This is a genomic window from Nocardia sp. NBC_01730 (assembly GCF_035920445.1).
In the GTDB taxonomy this organism is placed as follows: Bacteria; Actinomycetota; Actinomycetes; order Mycobacteriales; family Mycobacteriaceae; genus Nocardia.
Genome location: NZ_CP109162.1, coordinates 3601323 through 3617256, shown reverse-complemented (window position 1 = coordinate 3617256; position 15934 = coordinate 3601323). Strand labels below are relative to the sequence as shown.

Sequence of the window (15934 nt, the reverse complement as noted above, 5' to 3'; positions counted from 1 at the left end):
CCATCTGCCCACCCTCTCGACGTCAGACTAAGGCCCCGACCACTTGATCATAAGCCTGTCCCTGCTCACGGCGGGTTGCTCACCGAAAGATCGCCCCGGGGCGACCGGCTCGATCAGCCAGCCCGCACGGACTTCACTCACCGAGACGGCTTTCCGATTGACAGGCCAAAGGTGGCCAAAGGTCGTCGGCCTGCGAACCGCTGAAGAACTCGCCTGGTGATCGCCGACGACTATGGCCGGGATCTTCGAACCAGTAGCTGCGTCCTCGACCCGAGGCCGGGACGAACCACCCTCGGGTCGGGAGGGTGGCCGTCTGGCGTAGCCGCGGCCAGTGCGGCAAAGTTGCCTGTCAGTAGTTGTGGCGATCTATTTGATCGTTACAGCAGGTAGTAAGGTTGTAATCTAGTATGCGGAATGTTTGCTGAAGATGTGTTCTCGACCGCATTCCGCGCTGCTTGGTGCTGCTGGCGATGGATAAACCGATAGGTGACGGGAATGGATCATCTCGCACTGGGAAACGCGTACGCGATCGACTGTGTCGTGGCGGGCAAGCCACAGAGCGTCGGTACTTTCCGCTTCTGGTTCGACGAGCAGAGGTGGGAATGGTCGGACGAAGTCGCCGCCATCTACGGCTATGCCGCCGACGGCACACAGCCGAGCACGGAGCTGCTGCTGTCGCATAGACACCCCGACGACCACGAGTGGGTGGCGCAGTCCGTCGCGGTCAGCGTGCGAACCGGCGAGCTCTTCTGTGGACGCCATCGGGTCATCGATACGTCCGGCCATGTCCGCCACGTCATCGTCGTCGCCGACCGCATGTTCGATGATCGGCAGGCGGTTGTCGGTACCGTCGGCTACTTCGTCGACGTGTCCGACGCTTTCGAGGAGAACCGGCAACAGATCCTCGACGCCACATTGCCCGAACTCATCGAATCGCGGGCGGTGATCGAACAGGCCAAGGGCGTGCTGATGTTCGTCTACGGCATCAATGCCGAGCAGGCGTTCGGGGTGCTGCAATGGCGATCGCAGGAAACCAACACCAAGCTGCGGACGCTGGCACAGCTGCTGGTCTCCGAAATTCTCGCCATGGGTGGTGGCCCGGCCTCGCTGCGGACCAGCTTCGATCATCTGCTGCTGACCTTGCGTGCCGACGGCGCCGCACCGAATCGAGCTCGGGCGGCCGACCCGCCGACTCGGTGATCAACCTCTGTTGAGGTAACCCCTCCGGGTAATTCCGCCTGCCGCGAAACTCCGGGCGGGATGGCCTGCGCCACCGCCGGCGGTCTTCGGCGATCAGTCGTGTCGCGGGATCAGGTGGGAGGCATTTCGGTCCTTGTCCCGGTTCCTATCGCTGACGCCGACTTGCGAACGCCGGGTATCGGGAATCGCCATGGCGGGAAGAAAGCTCAAGGAAATCCGCACTGTCGGATGATTCGCCGCGACCGGGAACCCGGCGCTCGGATGTGGGATCAGAGGACGGTGCCGGTGTGGATGCTCCCGCTCCGTCGGAGCCAAATACCCAGTGCGCCAAGGCGGATAGATCTTGATGTCCTGGGATTTTGCGGATAGGGCTGTGCTTCTCGCGTCATGTGAATGACAATTCAAGGGACGTGGTCACTGCGGGAGGGAGTCGTTGTGGTCAGTGAGTACACATCGGCGCTCGAGCGGGAGATCGCGAACATGCGTTTGCAGCACGAGAGTTTGCTGCGGGCGGGGCAGCAGTGGTCGCTGCGCGCGTTGTTCAGTACACCCGGCTGGGACATCGTCGACTACTGCCGCGATTTCCGGCCGAACCAGTTCGGTGCTGAGGCATGTGCCGAAGTCGAACGGTTCTGCCGCGCGCACGGGATCTGGCTCGAGCCCGGCGGCGAGCACTACAACAGCATGACGCCCTACCTGCATCCCGGGGCGATAAGCGCCGAGCGGATGACGATCATCGGTCTCTACAACGCAATCCTGTTCTGGCTCAACGACACTGTCGGCCGGGAGAAGTTCGGGCACTTGGACGGCGCGGCGCAGGCACTGGCATGGGTGGCCATAGACCGGCTGTGTGAGCTACTGCGAACTCGGTCGGCCCCAGTGGATCCGACCGAGTTGGAGATATCGATGGCGTCGTTTCTCGCGATGCTGTCCCACCTCGCGGAACCTGCTTGGCTCGACCGTTTCATCGCCGTCACCATCGCGCACCTGCGGCCCGCGATTCGGGATCAGAACGCACGTGCCCGAGGGGGACTGCTCGGCGTCGCGGAGTACATCGATCTCCGATCCCAGGTCTCGGGCATGTACCCGGCGATCGCCCTGTGCGAGTTCGGTCGAGACGACTACCTGCCGTGGGGTCGGATTCGGAACGCCGGTCTGGCCGGCGACCTCCGCCGTATGCGGGTGCTGGCCGTGGAGATCGGTGCGTTGATGAACGACGTGTTCTCCTTCGAGAAGGAGTGCATCGTCGACCTGGCGGATTTCAACCTGATCCCCGTGGTGATGTTGAACCATCCAGGGTGGATGCTGGAGGATGCCGTGCGGCACGCCGCCGAGATCGTGCGTGCGAAGCTCGTGGAATTTCGACGCGTGGTCGCGGCCGCCGCCGAACAATGCGTTCGCATGCGGGCGATCGATTCCGATCTTGCGGCGACACTGTCGACGCATGTTGAGGACCTGGTCGGCTGTGTTCGGGCGACGTGGGCGTGGCAGATCAAGACGCTGCGGTACAAGGGCGCGTCGGTCTTCGCGGAGAACAGCCTGGCGTAATCCTGCTATACCCAACCATGGGAATGGTCGAGGGTGGAAGTTTCTCGACGTTCTTGCATAAAGGTAGTTACGATGCGTCGGGGGCTATAGCGACCAGAAGGCGAGGGGGTTGCGGTGGAAGGGATCGAGTTCGGCGCACTGGCCGATTTGTGGTGGCGTTCGCTTCAGTCCGTCACCGGGCGATCGGTGTCCGTGCCCGACCCGCAAGTCCTGTTCCTGAGCCTGGTCGAGGAGCTGGTCGCTGGTCTGGAGAGCGAACACTTCGACGCGAGCGTCGGCGTTCGCATCGGTTCGGCGCTGGTAGTAGCCGGGCTGGTCGATCCGGACGTGCCGAGTACATCCGCGCAGGTGCTGTACCGGTTGGCCGAGCGAAGTGCCGACCAGGAGACCGGCCCACGGCTCGCGGCGCTGCTCGCCGCGATCGGGCAAGGTTACGAAGCCGAACTGCAACGGCGCCGTCCAGGACAGCACGCCGACGAGACTGCCGTGTGGGAAGCAGACCGCGCCGCCGACGAGAGGTTCCGCGCCGTCTTCGACAACGCGGCGATCGCGATCGCCATCGGCGACACCGACGGCACACTGCTGGATGTCAACCGAGGCCTGGCCGACATAATCGGCGTGCCGATCGAAACCCTGCGCGGCATTTCCGTCTACGACTTCGCTCACCCCCAAGACCGGGACGGCATCCGCTCGCTCGTCTACGAGAAGCTGGTCCCGACCGGGGAAGGCACGGTGAAGCTGGAACAGCGGATTCGTCGTGCCGACGGTAGTTTCGGGTGGGCGTCGTTCGCCATCACCTTCGTCAAGGGAGCCGACGGACAAGGCGACTATCTGCTCGCGGTCGGCGAAGATGTCACCGAGCAGCACCGGATGCGCGAGGAACTGCACTGGCAGGCGCGCCACGACCCCCTCACCGGACTGCCGAACCGGCGGCATCTCATCGATCGGATCGACACGATGATCGTCGACGCCCACGATGGGGACCGCGCGGGCCTGTGCTTCATCGATATCGACCGCTTCAAGCACGTGAACGATCGCTACGGCCACGGAACGGGAGACCAGATCCTGACCGCGGTGGCCGCACGCTTGCAGGAGAGCGTGCGCGGAACCGGGTGTCTGGTCGCCAGGATCGGTGGTGACGAGTTCGTCGCGCTGGTTCCACCGCCTGCGAGCGACCACCGGGTCGCGACCGTGGCGAACAGCCTCGTGGAGGCGTTGGTCGATCCGATCGCCGTGGGCGACCGACGCCTACACATGTCGATCAGCATCGGTGCGGTGGTGACGACGGTCGCGGGCGCGGATGCCGAGTCACTGCTCGACGCCGCCGACACCGGGCTGTACCGCGCGAAGGCCGACGGCAAAGGCCGGTGGGTGCTGCACATTCTCGACACGGATCAGACGCGCGGAACGCAACCTGTGCCGTGAGTTGTGGCGCGCGATTCCGGCGGTTCGACTGTCCGGCGGCCGAGCGGCCCGCGCGTTTCGTCCGGGGCAACCCCATTCAGTCGTCCAGCAATCCCCGCAGGAAAGCCTGTGGGACGATCGGCCACCCGTCTTCCCAATGACCTGCTCGCAGGTCATTGTGCAAGGCACGAATCAGCGATGCGATCCACGGGCCCTCGTCGCGCAACGGCCGAATCAGGCCGATGTCGGCGTACTTGGCCAACACCGGCACAAGGGCGTCCTTGGCCTGGTCGACCTTTCCGGACGCCGCCAGGCAGGAGGCGAGCAGTAGCTGTGCTTGCGACGCGGCTCGTGGGCGTCGGGTGGCGTCGATGGAATCGTGCAACTTCGAGGCGCGCGCGGAGGCGGCAGTAACCCGCCGGGGCATTCCGGATCGCATCAGCATCCGGATCGCGGAATCCTCGCGCAGTTCCGCGGCCAGTGTCGCGACACCACCGTCACCCACCGCTGGTTCGGTCACAAAAGTGCTGGTCAATCCGAGTCGGACCTGTTCGTTGGCGATGCGGGTGGCCAGACGCGGCAACTTCAGGGCCCGTGCGGCCTCTGCGCCTTCGTCGAGGCGTCGTGCGGCGGCGTCGCGGTTTCCGCGCAGTGCCTCCATTCGGGCACCCGTCGCGTAGCTTGCCATCATGAATTCGATCGGGCTGCCCTCGATGCCCAGTCGACCGGCCTCGTCCAGGAAATGTTCGGCCTCGGCGAGCTGGTCGCGTTCGTACAGCAGCTCGCCGAGCAGGGCGGCGGCCAAGCGCGCGGCGTAGGACTCCGGGCCCGAATGGGTGGTGGCGGCCTGTAGCGCCGTGCGGAAGCTGTGTTCGGCGGCGGCGATATCGAGTTGTTCGCGCGCGGCGATGCCCACCAGGCTATGGCTGTACATCAGGCTGAACGAGCTGCGGGTCTGCTGCAGGTAGGGCGCGGCCCAATCGTGCCATTCCCGAGATCGGTCGTAGTCGAATCGGCTGATCGCCGAGAATGCGGCGAGGTTCGCGGCCGCGCACAATGCCCACGGACCCAGCGTGTCGGTGTGCGCCAGACAGTCGGTGACCACCGCGTCCACACCCTCGAGGCGGTCGGCGAACGCTCGCTCCGCACAGTCGATGAGGTCTGCCTCGCGGGAGAGATCTGGGTTGCCCGCGGCCCCTTCGACCAACGCCCGTACGAGCCGCAGCGCCGCATGCGCCTCGGTGGGCCTGCGCAGGAGTGCGTGCGCCCATGCGACTCCCATTTGGAGCCCCGGACGTGCGCAGGCGGACTCCGGTGGGAGTTTGGCGACCAGGCCGAGAAATGTCGCAAACTGCGCAGCCTGTACGAGGTCACGGGCCTTTGCTTCGACCATGTCGACAGCCTGTTCGTCATCCCTGCAGGCCAGCGCGTGATCGATGGCTTCACTGAGCATCCCGTGGTCGCGAAACCAGACGGCGGCCGCCCGATGGAGTTGGTTCACTCGCTCGGGACGGTCGCGTTCGAGTCGCTGCCGGAGGAACTCCGCGAACAGGTGGTGGTAGCGAAACCATTCATCGTTCTCGACGGTCGGGCGCAGGAACAGGTTTCGCCGTTCGAGGTCCTCCAGCAATGACTGCCCGTCCGGGTCTCCGGTCAGTGCGGTGGCCAGGCTGCCGCAGATCCGTTCGGGAAGTGATGTGGCGAGCAGGACGTCGAGCAGTTCCGGCTGCACCGTGTCGAGCACGTTCTCGGCCAGGTATTCGACGATGGTGTGATGACGCCCGGTCATGTGGCTGATCAGCGCTGCGGGGTCGGGGTGCTCGCGCAGCGACAGCGAGGCGAGTTGCAGTGCGGCGATACATCCTTCGGTGCTGTCGCGCAGTGTGGCGCTCTCGTTGTCGGCCGGCGCGAGACCGCCCTGCCCGGCGAGGAACGCCGTCGCTTCGTCGACGTCGAAACGCAATGCCGTGGCGTCGATTTCGACGAGTTCGTTGTGCACTCGCATGATGCTGAGCGGCAGTCCCTCGTAGGAACGGCTGGTGATGATGATCTGCAGGTGGTGACAGCCCCGCTCCACCAGAAAGCGGAGGGCGGCGATAGTGGCCGGCGCGGTGACCCGATGCCAGCCGTCGATGACGATGGCGAACCGTTCGCCACGGTCGTGAATGGTATCGATCAGCGTGGTGAGCAGGTAGCGCGAAATTCCCTCGTCCCCCTGTTCGAGTACCAGAGCGAGGTCGGGCATCAGCGTGGGGCACGCCCGGTTGAACGACTCGATCAAGTGTGCGAGAAACCATAGGACGTTGTCGTCGTCGCCGTCGGCGTTCAACCATGCCACCGTGACTCGCTCGGTCTCGGCGAGGTACTCGGCCCACTGGGCTGCGAGAGTGCTCTTGCCGAACCCGGCCGGAGCATGAATGAGGGCCAACCGCGGTCGCGGGTCCCTCCGCAGTGCGTCGATCAGTCTGTCCCGCGAGAGCAGCGCCTGAGCGGTCGTCGCCGGGTGGAACTCGGTTTCGGGGGCGGGCGGGGGTCGGCTGGTCGGAACCGACAGCCGCGGACTACGGATCTCGGGCGACCGCGCCTGGTGATCGTCGGTCTGGACGGGCAAGGCCATCTCCTCGACCGGCCCGCCGTGGGTGCGCTGGACATCGCGCAGCAACTCGCCGAACCCCGCCGCCGACCGGGGACGGTCCGCCGGACTGTGCGCCATGCCGGCTTCGATGGCGGCGCACACGTCGTCGGGAATGCCCTCGGGCCGCAGATCGGGCAGCGGGTCGGCGGTGATACGGAGGAACTGCGCGACGATCTGCTCACCGGAGCGGCGCTCGTAGGCCGCGTGGCCGGTGATCATGGCGAACAGCGTCGCGCCGAGTCCGTAGACATCGGAGGCAGGCGACGGGTTGCCGGTACGCAGCACCTCCGGCGCGGTGAACGCGGGTGATCCGGTCACCACGCCGGTGATGGTCTCGAATCCGCCTTCGACGCGGGCGATACCGAAGTCGGTGAGTTGCGGCTCCCCGTAGTCGGTGAACAGGACATTGCCCGGCTTGATGTCGCGGTGCAGGATCCCGGCCCGATGCGCGGTCTCGAGGGCCCCGGACAGTTTGATCGCTATCGGGAGCGCGTTGTTCCAGGTCAGACGACCCTGTTGGTGGATACGGATCTCCAGTGAGCCGTACGAGTAGTACGGCATCACCAGGTACGGCTGCCCGCTGCGGGTCGTGCCCACCTGCAGAACGGGCACGATGTTCGGATGCCCGGACAGCACACCCATGGCCTGCTGCTCGCGTAGGAACCGCTCGACATTCTCCGGCTCGGACTCCGGCCGTGCGGTAAGGACCTTGACCGCGACGCTGCGACTCAGCACCCGTTGCCTGCAGCGGTAGACCACACCGAAACCGCCGTGCCCGATCACTTGCGGGTCGTCGAGACCCGCGTCCTCCAGTTCTTTCTCGATAGCTGGAGGCCGGTCGCGCTGTGTTGTGAACGGGTCTGAACCGACCATGGCCTTGCTCTATATCGGTATCGGCGATCCCTGCGGTCGATTTCCAGTTTATGCCTGGCGAACCGCCGAATCGGCCCGATCAGTACATACCACCCGAATTGCGGCACGTCATGAATCCCCGTCCCGCAGGCCGGTGGATTCGGGCCCTGCCATTCGACGCCCGATCGCCCATCGCGCCAACGACTTCCAGGTAATCATCCATGCATCTAAAACAATTAGCCGTTTGTAAAATTGTGCGCTAGCCTGTGCTGGTGCCCGCTCACCGCAGCCCGGATCCCGGCAACCGCGTCCGCGATGCCGAACGCACCAAACGCTGTCTGCTGGAGGCCGCCTTCGACGAGTTCGCGGCGCGCGGTTACGCGGGCGCGAGGGTCGGCGACATCGCCGAGCGCGCCGGCGTGAACAAGCAGCTGATCACGTACTATTTCGGCGGCAAAGAAGGCCTCTACCAAGCGATTCGGCAGCGCTGGTTGGAGCGGGAGGCCACCTTCGCCGATCCGGCGCTGCCGCTCACCGAGGTGGTCACCAACTACCTCTGCCACGCGCTGCGCGATCCGCGCGGCACTCGCTTGCTCATGTGGCAAGGGCTGTCCGATGAGGCCCCGTCCATCGACCAGCAGCCGATCGTCGAAGCCGATCTCGTCATAACCAGGCGCCGCCGAGAACGGGGTGAGATCGCCGCCGATCTCGATCCCGCGGCCTTTCAGCTCGCGGTGATGGGGATGGTCGTCGCCCCACTGCTGCTGTCCGCGCAGGTTCGTGAGTTATTCGCCATGGACGTGCAGTCAGCGGAATTCGAGCAACACTACGGCGAACAGTTGCGTCGCATTCTTTCCCATCTCACCGATTCCTCTTTCGAAGGAGAAACTCCATGACCTACCTGGTCACCGGTGCCCGTGGCATTGTCGGCCGCACCGTCATCGATCAGCTGCGCTCGGCCGGAAAATCGGTGCGGGCGGCCAGTTCCCAACCCGCTGAGGCCACCGTGCCGGACGGCGTAGAACTGGTCGGCCTCGACCTGGCCGATCCGAAGTCGATCGCCACCGCCCTCGACGGTGTGGACAGGATCTTCTACTACGCCGCGCAGGAGGGCGTGGACCGCTTCATCGATGCCGCGAAATCCGCCGGTGTCGCGAACATCGTGCTGCTGTCGTCGATCGCGGCGGCAAGCGATCAGAACTTCATCGGCGCGCGGCATCTTGCGGTGGAACGCCCCCTGCGGGAGTCCGGTCTGCCGCTGACCATCCTGCGACCGGGCGCCTTCGCCGCCAACGCCCGCACCTGGTTTGCCACCATCAAAGCCGAACGCGTTGTGCGCCTGCCCTTCCCGGAGCTGCAGCTGACCCCGATCCACGAGGCCGACATGGCCGCATCGGCTATCGCCGCACTCGACGATCCGGCCCACATCGGCAAGATCTACCCCCTCACCGGGCCCGAATCCCTGTCGCATCGGCAGCAGGTCGACGCCATTGCCGCCGCTCTCGCGGAACCCGTCGAGCTGGTCGAGCTGAGCCACGAGGAGGCGGCCGAGTTCTTCTACCCCCCGGTGCTCGACCTGTGGGCCGAGGCCGGAACGGATCCGAGTCCGGTCGGCCCCACCTCGGAATCGGTGACCGGCGTCCCTGCCCGCACCTTCGCCGCCTGGGCGGTCGACCACTTGGCTGACTACCGCTGACGGATGTCCCGGTGCGGTAGCGGCTTCGATATCGGGACGACACCACTGAGGCAGCGCGGCATCGGTGCCCCGCCCCGGGATTGGCTCCGAAGTTGTTGCCGCGGAGACGTTGTGGGCATCGCGCGCTGTCAGGATGCCTTGACCGCCTCAATGCGGACGCAATCTTGCGTTCTTGCATCGGCACGTGCATGATCCAGCTAGCCTAGTTGTGACAACCGATCCGATAACCGGGATAACCGAATCGAGAGCCAATTATGTTGGTACAAAGAGTGTTGGTGTCGGGTGAACTCGGAGTTTCGCGGTGAGCGCGCCGACAGTCGGCGCATTGCCCACCGCGCCGCAATTGCTATCCGCTTTCCAGGGGCGGCGTTTCGAAGACCGCGAGCTGCTTCGTTCCGCGCACGCGCTAGCCGAGCTGCACGAGCGTCGCGCGCAGGTCGGGGACGCTGCCTTGATAGTCGAAATCGACTGTCGGCGTAGCGAGCTTGTCGACGACATCAATGAATGGATTGCCCAGGAGGTGCCACAGCACCGCAACGGGGCCTCCCTGCACACCGAAAGCCTCGGTGCGGTGGTGGACCGGATGGCGCGTACCTGGGTGGACGCGAATCAGGTCATCGACGCCGAGGGCGCGCGCAGCGGCAATACCCATAAACATTGGTACCAGCTGGCCGAACTCGTCGATGGGTACACTGATCTGGTAGCCGACGTGGCCGGTGGCCGCCGCCGTTTGCCCGAACAATGAACTCGTCGCGAGGGCGGTGTCGACCCCAGTAGTGACACTGCCCGGCAGCGTCGCTTGTCCGAACGGTGAAGGCCCCGCTGCCGAGCTATCCGGACAGTGACTTCACGTCCTGGTCGCAGTGACGGCGGGCGCAACGGTGCGCCTCGCCCGGCGTGCCGCGTGGTTGACCGGCGCGGCACGCCTGCACTGACCTCGTTCTTCCGCAATCACTGTGCATCGGGGATGTGGCGTGCCTGTCGGCGGCTCAGATAGCGGCGGATCCGGCCGGCGAAGGAATACCCGAGCAGCAGGCCGATGACGAACAGGTCAGCGGCGACCACCGCACGTTGCGTGAGGTAGTGGTGCAGCGCCTCGGGATCGGGGCGCATCGCTTGCGTGGCAAGGTTTGTTGGGCCGGTGGTGACTGCGACGAATGCCAGTTCGTCGTGCTCGGACAGGGTTCTCGCGACGCGGTCGAGGTGCGATGTGCCACCGGCATCCAGGGCAGGGCTTGGGCGGTGGCGCTGAGCAGGGCATTGTCCACTTCGACGTCGAAGAAGATTGCCCAGGCCGCTCGGAGGCGGGAGCCGAAGCGGTAGCGCACGACAAATCGGCATCAGCTCCACTTGACCTGGAGTGCACTCCAGGTCGTAGCGTGGTGGTTCAGGGTTGTCGATACACGAGGGAGCATTCGATGGAGCTCGGTTTTCACCTACCGATATTCGACATCGACGGCGGTGCCACCGCGATCGCCGGTGAGCTGGCCAGGGTGGGCGCCGCGGCGGAGGAGTCCGGAGCTACCTGGTTGTCCTTCATGGACCATTACTTTCAGATCGAGCCGACCGGGCTGCCTGCGGAGTCGAACATGCTGGAGGGCTACACAACACTCGGCTACCTGGCCGCGCACACCTCCAGCATCGAACTCGGCCTTCTCGTCACCGGCGTGACCTATCGGCACCCGGGCCTGCTTGCCAAAATCGTCACCACGCTCGATGTGCTGTCCGGTGGACGGGCCGTGCTGGGTATCGGCGCCGCGTGGTTCGAGCGAGAGCACCGTGGGCTCGGCGTGCCGTTCCCGCCCATCGCCGAACGGTTCGAGCGGTTGGAGGAGACGCTGCGCATCTGCCAGCAGATGTGGGATCCGGGGAACAACGGACCATTCGACGGCGAGCACTACCAACTGGCCGAGACGCTCTGCTCGCCACAGCCGATCCAACGGCCCAAGGTGCTCATCGGCGGTGGCGGGGAGCGTAAGACGCTACGGCTGGTCGCGCAATACGGCGACGCATGCAACCTCTTCGGCTCCTCGCCCGAGGACGTCGAGCACAAGCTGGAGGTGTTGCGGCGGCATTGCGACGAGGCCGGGCGGGACTACGACGAGATCCGCAAGACCATCGTGGCCAACAATCCGCGGCCGAATCCGGATAATCGTGACGAGTTCGTCCGGCAGATGGCCGACTACGCCAAGCTCGGCGTGCACGCCGTCATCGTTACCCCGACCACCGGATCTCCCGCCGCCTGGATCGACGCCATGGCGCCGACGGTAGCGCAGCTCGCCGAACTCGGATGAAGTACACCGCACAACGTCAGGACTCTCGATCAGCGGCACGTAGGTAGGGACATTCGACCGGCGCGGGTGGGGTAGCGCCGGCCGTGTTCGATTGATCGCCGTCGAGCTGATTGCGGTATTCCCAGCGGGAGTCGGTGCGCATTCGAGCGGCTGCTGTCTCCTCGGGACGCACCAGCTCGGCGGTAACGAACGAGGGACGTTCGTGTCGCACGCCGGCTCGTTGTGGGTGCGGACCACCTTGCCCCCGCCGAACAGTCATTATGTATAGTTGGCAAAAGCAACTAGTTGTAGGTGCTAACTAAGCCTGCTGTTGGGGAAAAATTTAGGTGAAGACCATGACCGCTGCTGCCCGTGACCGCGCTGTCACTGCGGCTGACCTGGATGTCGCCGATCAGGTCGGCGTGCAGCTGGTCCGGCTCATGCGAGCGATCAACCGTGCGAAGTCGCAGTTGGGCAAGCATGGTCCGGACGGGCTGGAGCGGCTGGCGTACTCCGTGCTGTTCTGCCTCGTTCGTGACGGTCCACAGCGCACCGGTAAGCTCGCCGAGCTGTTGCATGCTGAGACCTCCACCATCAGCAGACAGAGCAGATCGCTTGTGGCACACGGCCTGGTCGAGCGCCGGGCCGATCCGATCGACGGCCGTGTGTGCGTACTGGCGGCCACCGCCGAGGGGGAGCGCGTGTTCGAGGAGAACCGCATTCTGCGTAACCGGTGGCTGGCCGAGATCCTCGCCGACTGGGCTGCGGGGGACCTGGACACCCTGACCGATCTGCTCGACCGGCTCAACACAGGTATCGAGACAACTCCACGACAGACAGCCGATCAGAAGTAGGGCTCATTCATGACGAATTCCACCATCCAGGCACCGGCGGCGCCGCCGCCGGACCTGGACGCGGGCGAGGGCGAAGCACTGTCGCACCGGCAGATCCTGACCATCCTGTCGGGCCTGCTGCTCGGCATGTTCCTGGCCGCGCTCGATCAGAACATCGTGAGCGTCGCGATCGTAAAGATCGCCAACAGCCTGCACGGTTTCGATGAACAGGCGTGGGCGACAACCGCGTATTTGATCACCGCGACGATCACCACACCGTTGTATGGCAAGCTGGCCGACATCTACGGCCGAAAGCCGTTCTATCTCACCGCGATCGGCCTGTTCGTCATCGGTTCAGTGGCGTGCACCTTCGCCACCTCGATGTACCAGCTCGCCGGCTTTCGTGCCTTCCAGGGCCTCGGCGCCGGTGGGTTGATGTCGCTGGCGTTCACCATCATCGGCGACATCGTGCCCGCCCGTGAGCGGGTGCGCTACCAGGGCTACTTCATGATGGTCTTCGGTACCGCGACCGTGCTCGGCCCGGTGCTCGGCGGCTTCTTCTCCGACTACGACCAGCTCGGCGGCATCGAGGGCTGGCGCTGGGTGTTCCTGGTGAACGTGCCGGTCGGCGTGATCGCCCTGCTGGTGGTCGCCAAGGTGCTCAACGTGCCCCACCAGCGCCAGAACCACCGCATCGACTGGTTCGGTGCACTGACCTTGGCGATCTTCGTCGTGCCGCTGCTGATCGTCGCCGAGCAGGGCCGCAACTGGGGATGGACCGACGAGCGGTCGCTGATCTGCTACGGCATCGGGGCGGTCGGCTTCCTGCTGTTCGTCTTCGTCGAGTTCCTGATGAAGGATGCCGCGCTGATTCCATTGCGGCTGTTCAAGAATTCGACCTTCAGCGTCACCATCGCGGGCGGGTTCATCGTCGGTGTGGCGATGTTCGGCGCGATGACCATGGTCCCGCAGTACTTCCAGGTAGTGCGCGGCTACTCACCGACGAAGGCTGGTCTGCTGCTGCTGCCGTTGGTGTTCGGCATCATGATCGGCTCGCAGTCGGCCGGTCGGATCACCAAGAAGACGGGTCGCTACAAGATTCTGCCGGTGGCAGGCACCTTCATCATCGCGATCGGCGCGACGCTGTACGCGCAGGTGCACTACGACAGTGCACTGTGGCAGCCCCTGGTCTACTGCGGGCTGATCGGCCTCGGGCTCGGCTGCTGCATGCAGACGTTGATCATCGCCGCGCAGAACGCCGGACCACGCTCGGACATGGGCGTTTCGACCGCGGCGGCCACGTTCTTCCGGCAGATGGGCGGCACGCTCGGCGTGGCGGTGTTCCTGACCATCCTGTTCAACCTGTTGCCGCACCGGATCACCGACGCCTTCGGTGGCGCGCTGCCGCAAGGGTTCGACTCCGAGCAGCTCAGCAGCATGCAGAGCAACACAAGCGGCATCGCCGCCCTGCCCGACGAACTGAAGGTGCCTATCCTCACCGGCTTCACCGACTCCATGCACGGCGTGTTCTACGCCGCCGCCGGGGTCGCGCTGCTGGCCTGCGTGGTGCTGATGTTCATGAAAGAGATTCCGCTGCAAGATGATCCGACCGCGGCGGCGCCTGCGCGGACCGGCGAGCAGGAGGCCGCCGCAGTCGCGGAGTCGAGCTGGGATGAGGACCAGCTCTGGGAAGGCGCCGCGCAGGCGCTGTCCGAACCCGAGCCGGTGCTCGCCGGTGCGGTCGGGCGGCACGCGTCAGTTGACCAGAACGGTCATGGTGCTTATCGGGTCGGTGTCTCGTCGGAGGCCGTGTTGTCGGCCGCGGAGTTGTCCGGGGTCGATTTCGATGGTGGGGTGTTGGGTGGTCGTATTCATCGTGAAGACGGTCGTCCGGTCCCGGGCGCCGCGTTGACGTTGATCGATCAGCGTGGCCGTCAGGTCGCGCGGGCGACCGGCGCTGTCGATGGCGGGTATGCGATCAGTGCACCGGAGGTGGGCAGTTATGTGTTGATCGTGTCGGCGACCGGGCACCAGCCGACGGCGGTCAACGTCGCGGTCGGTCAGCGGCCGCAGCAGCTGGACCTGGCTTTGGTGGGGTCTGGTGAGTTGTCGGGTGTGGTCCGCACGGCTGGTCATGGCGAGCCGCTGCCCGGCGCGACTATCACGTTGACCGATATGCGGGGTGAGGTCGTCGGGGCGGCTGTCACGGGCAGTGACGGCGCCTACGTGTGCCACGATGTGGTCTCGGGCACTTACACGTTGGTGGCTGTCGCCGCGCATATGCGTCCCAGCGCGACCACTCTGACGGTGCCGGACACCGGTTTGTTGCGCCACGATATCGAGTTGGCCGCGATGGGTGTCCTCGCTGGATCGGCGTGGGCCGAGGGCGGTCGCGCGGTGGCGGATATCCAGATCACGGTGCTCGACGCGGCGGGTGAGCTGACCGCCACGGCACGTACCGACGAGAACGGCCGCTACGTGGTGACCGATCTGTCCGAGGGGCAGTACACGATCGTCGCGCGGGGTTATCCGCCGGTGACCAGTCAGGTCACCGTGTCCGGCGGGGAAGTCGGTCACGACGTGCGGCTCGGTTACGGGCCAGAGGACCGTTCATGACCGGGTTGAGCGCCCGTGTCCGCAACGCCGATGGGTGGCCGGTGCCGGAGGTGGTGCTGACCGTGACCGATATGAGTGGGCGCCAGATCGCCCGCGCGGTCACCGACGCGACCGGGGCAGTGGCCACCGAGCCGCTGCCCCCTGGCATCTGCACCGCGGTGCTCACCGCGGCCGGGTACCAGCCGGTGGCACGGACCGCCCAGGTCTCCTCGGCGGGAACGGGTTCGCTCGGCGAGATCGCTCTCGCGCCGGTGGCGGGCGCGGTCACGTTGCCGCCGCCGGGGCCGTGGACGATCGACCCGGTGCACTCAACGGTGATCGCGACCGCACGTCATCTGGGTATCGCGAGTATCAAGGCCCGTTTCGCCGAGGTGAGCGGGCGGATCGATGTCGGTGCGTCGTTCGAGCGGACCTCGGGGTTCGCCGAGATCAAGGCGGCGAGTATCGATACCGGTATCTCGATGCGCGACAATCACCTGCGTTCACCGGAGTTCCTCGATGTCGACGCCTATCCGATGATCACCTTCACCAGCAGCGGGCTGCGTCGTACCGGGGGCGATACCTGGCTGATGCCCGGTGAGCTGACCCTGCACGGACAACGCCGCTCGGTCGATCTCGAGGTGACCTACGGCGGCTTCGGCTCGGACCCATGGGGTGGGGTGCGTGCCGCGTTCCACGCTGAAACATTGTTGCACCGTAATGATTTCGCGATCGATTACAACGCGGTGGTTCGCGCGGGCGTGGCCGCGATCGGGACCACGGTCAAGATCGACCTGGACATCGAAGTAGTGCAAGGCGAACAACTCCCAGCAATGTAAGGCGGACGGAGCGGATTTTCACGCCGCCGAGAGGGTCGCCGAGACGGGGTGGATCGGAA

General features: G+C 65.4%; 13 protein-coding genes. 10 read left to right on the top strand and 3 right to left on the bottom strand.

Annotated elements, in window-relative coordinates:
* Positions 1-495: 495 nt before the first annotated feature.
* The 3 genes from OHB12_RS14310 to OHB12_RS14300 all read left to right on the top strand — a co-directional run bounded on the left by OHB12_RS14310 (position 496) and on the right by OHB12_RS14300 (position 4173).
* Positions 496-1200 carry a PAS and ANTAR domain-containing protein gene (locus OHB12_RS14310; RefSeq protein WP_327119755.1) on the top strand — a complete coding sequence of 235 codons (705 nt, stop codon included), beginning with the start codon at positions 496-498 and terminating at the stop codon, positions 1198-1200.
* A gap of 435 nt (positions 1201-1635) precedes the next feature.
* Positions 1636-2748 (top strand): terpene synthase family protein, encoded by a 1113-nt coding sequence (locus OHB12_RS14305; RefSeq protein WP_327119753.1) that lies wholly within the window; start codon positions 1636-1638, stop codon positions 2746-2748.
* Positions 2749-2862: 114 nt separating this feature from the next.
* Positions 2863-4173: a sensor domain-containing diguanylate cyclase gene (locus OHB12_RS14300; RefSeq protein WP_327119751.1), complete on the top strand. Its 1311-nt coding sequence runs from the start codon at positions 2863-2865 to the stop codon at positions 4171-4173.
* A 76-nt stretch (positions 4174-4249) separates the two neighbouring features.
* Here the strand turns inward: OHB12_RS14300 and OHB12_RS14295 are convergent, their stop codons facing one another.
* A complete protein-coding gene (locus OHB12_RS14295; RefSeq protein WP_327119749.1) occupies positions 4250-7660 on the bottom strand; it encodes a protein kinase domain-containing protein in 3411 nt (1136 codons plus the stop codon).
* A 251-nt stretch (positions 7661-7911) separates the two neighbouring features.
* On the opposite strand from OHB12_RS14295, the gene OHB12_RS14290 reads away from it, so the two are divergent.
* The 3 genes from OHB12_RS14290 to OHB12_RS14280 all read left to right on the top strand — a co-directional run bounded on the left by OHB12_RS14290 (position 7912) and on the right by OHB12_RS14280 (position 10080).
* Positions 7912-8535: a TetR/AcrR family transcriptional regulator gene (locus OHB12_RS14290; RefSeq protein WP_327119747.1), complete on the top strand. Its 624-nt coding sequence runs from the start codon at positions 7912-7914 to the stop codon at positions 8533-8535.
* Positions 8532-9335 carry an SDR family oxidoreductase gene (locus OHB12_RS14285; RefSeq protein WP_327119746.1) on the top strand — a complete coding sequence of 268 codons (804 nt, stop codon included), beginning with the start codon at positions 8532-8534 and terminating at the stop codon, positions 9333-9335. The genes OHB12_RS14290 and OHB12_RS14285 overlap by 4 nt, the downstream gene beginning before the upstream one ends.
* 385 nt (positions 9336-9720) lie before the next feature.
* Complete coding sequence (locus OHB12_RS14280) at positions 9721-10080, top strand: DUF4254 domain-containing protein (RefSeq protein ID WP_442800096.1); 360 nt, start codon at positions 9721-9723, stop codon at positions 10078-10080.
* 206 nt (positions 10081-10286) lie between these two features.
* Here OHB12_RS14280 and OHB12_RS14275 read toward each other — a convergent pair whose 3' ends face one another.
* Entirely contained in the window at positions 10287-10448 is a 162-nt protein-coding gene (locus OHB12_RS14275; RefSeq protein ID WP_327119743.1) for a hypothetical protein, read from the bottom strand.
* Positions 10449-10753: 305 nt separating this feature from the next.
* On the opposite strand from OHB12_RS14275, the gene OHB12_RS14270 reads away from it, so the two are divergent.
* Positions 10754-11629 (top strand): LLM class F420-dependent oxidoreductase, encoded by an 876-nt coding sequence (locus OHB12_RS14270; protein ID WP_327119741.1) that lies wholly within the window; start codon positions 10754-10756, stop codon positions 11627-11629.
* 16 nt (positions 11630-11645) lie between these two features.
* On the opposite strand, the gene OHB12_RS14265 is transcribed toward OHB12_RS14270, so the two are convergent.
* Entirely contained in the window at positions 11646-11840 is a 195-nt protein-coding gene (locus tag OHB12_RS14265; protein ID WP_327119739.1) for a hypothetical protein, read from the bottom strand.
* Positions 11841-11964: 124 nt separating this feature from the next.
* On the opposite strand from OHB12_RS14265, the gene OHB12_RS14260 reads away from it, so the two are divergent.
* From OHB12_RS14260 to OHB12_RS14250, 3 genes are read left to right on the top strand one after another with little or no spacing between them, the layout of a single operon-like run.
* The gene (locus OHB12_RS14260; RefSeq protein ID WP_327119738.1) at positions 11965-12462 is read left to right on the top strand and encodes a MarR family winged helix-turn-helix transcriptional regulator; all 498 of its coding nucleotides are present in this window, start codon (positions 11965-11967) and stop codon (positions 12460-12462) included.
* A 9-nt stretch (positions 12463-12471) separates the two neighbouring features.
* Positions 12472-15057 carry an MFS transporter gene (locus OHB12_RS14255; protein ID WP_327119737.1) on the top strand — a complete coding sequence of 862 codons (2586 nt, stop codon included), beginning with the start codon at positions 12472-12474 and terminating at the stop codon, positions 15055-15057.
* Positions 15054-15875, top strand: a complete 822-nt coding sequence (locus OHB12_RS14250; RefSeq protein WP_327119735.1) for a YceI family protein — start codon at positions 15054-15056, stop codon at positions 15873-15875. The genes OHB12_RS14255 and OHB12_RS14250 overlap by 4 nt, the downstream gene beginning before the upstream one ends.
* Positions 15876-15934: the final 59 nt, after the last annotated feature.

Excerpts from the sequence above, each read along its gene's own strand:
- OHB12_RS14285 (WP_327119746.1), top strand. The coding sequence starts at position 8,532 with ATGACCTACCTGGTCACCGGTGCCCGTGGCATTGTCGGCCGCACCGTC.
- OHB12_RS14260 (WP_327119738.1), top strand. The coding sequence starts at position 11,965 with ATGACCGCTGCTGCCCGTGACCGCGCTGTCACTGCGGCTGACCTGGAT.
- OHB12_RS14275 (WP_327119743.1), bottom strand. The coding sequence starts at position 10,448 with ATGCGCCCCGATCCCGAGGCGCTGCACCACTACCTCACGCAACGTGCG.
- OHB12_RS14270 (WP_327119741.1), top strand. The coding sequence starts at position 10,754 with ATGGAGCTCGGTTTTCACCTACCGATATTCGACATCGACGGCGGTGCC.
- OHB12_RS14250 (WP_327119735.1), top strand. The coding sequence starts at position 15,054 with ATGACCGGGTTGAGCGCCCGTGTCCGCAACGCCGATGGGTGGCCGGTG.
- OHB12_RS14310 (WP_327119755.1), top strand. The coding sequence starts at position 496 with ATGGATCATCTCGCACTGGGAAACGCGTACGCGATCGACTGTGTCGTG.
- OHB12_RS14255 (WP_327119737.1), top strand. The coding sequence starts at position 12,472 with ATGACGAATTCCACCATCCAGGCACCGGCGGCGCCGCCGCCGGACCTG.
- OHB12_RS14295 (WP_327119749.1), bottom strand. The coding sequence starts at position 7,660 with ATGGTCGGTTCAGACCCGTTCACAACACAGCGCGACCGGCCTCCAGCT.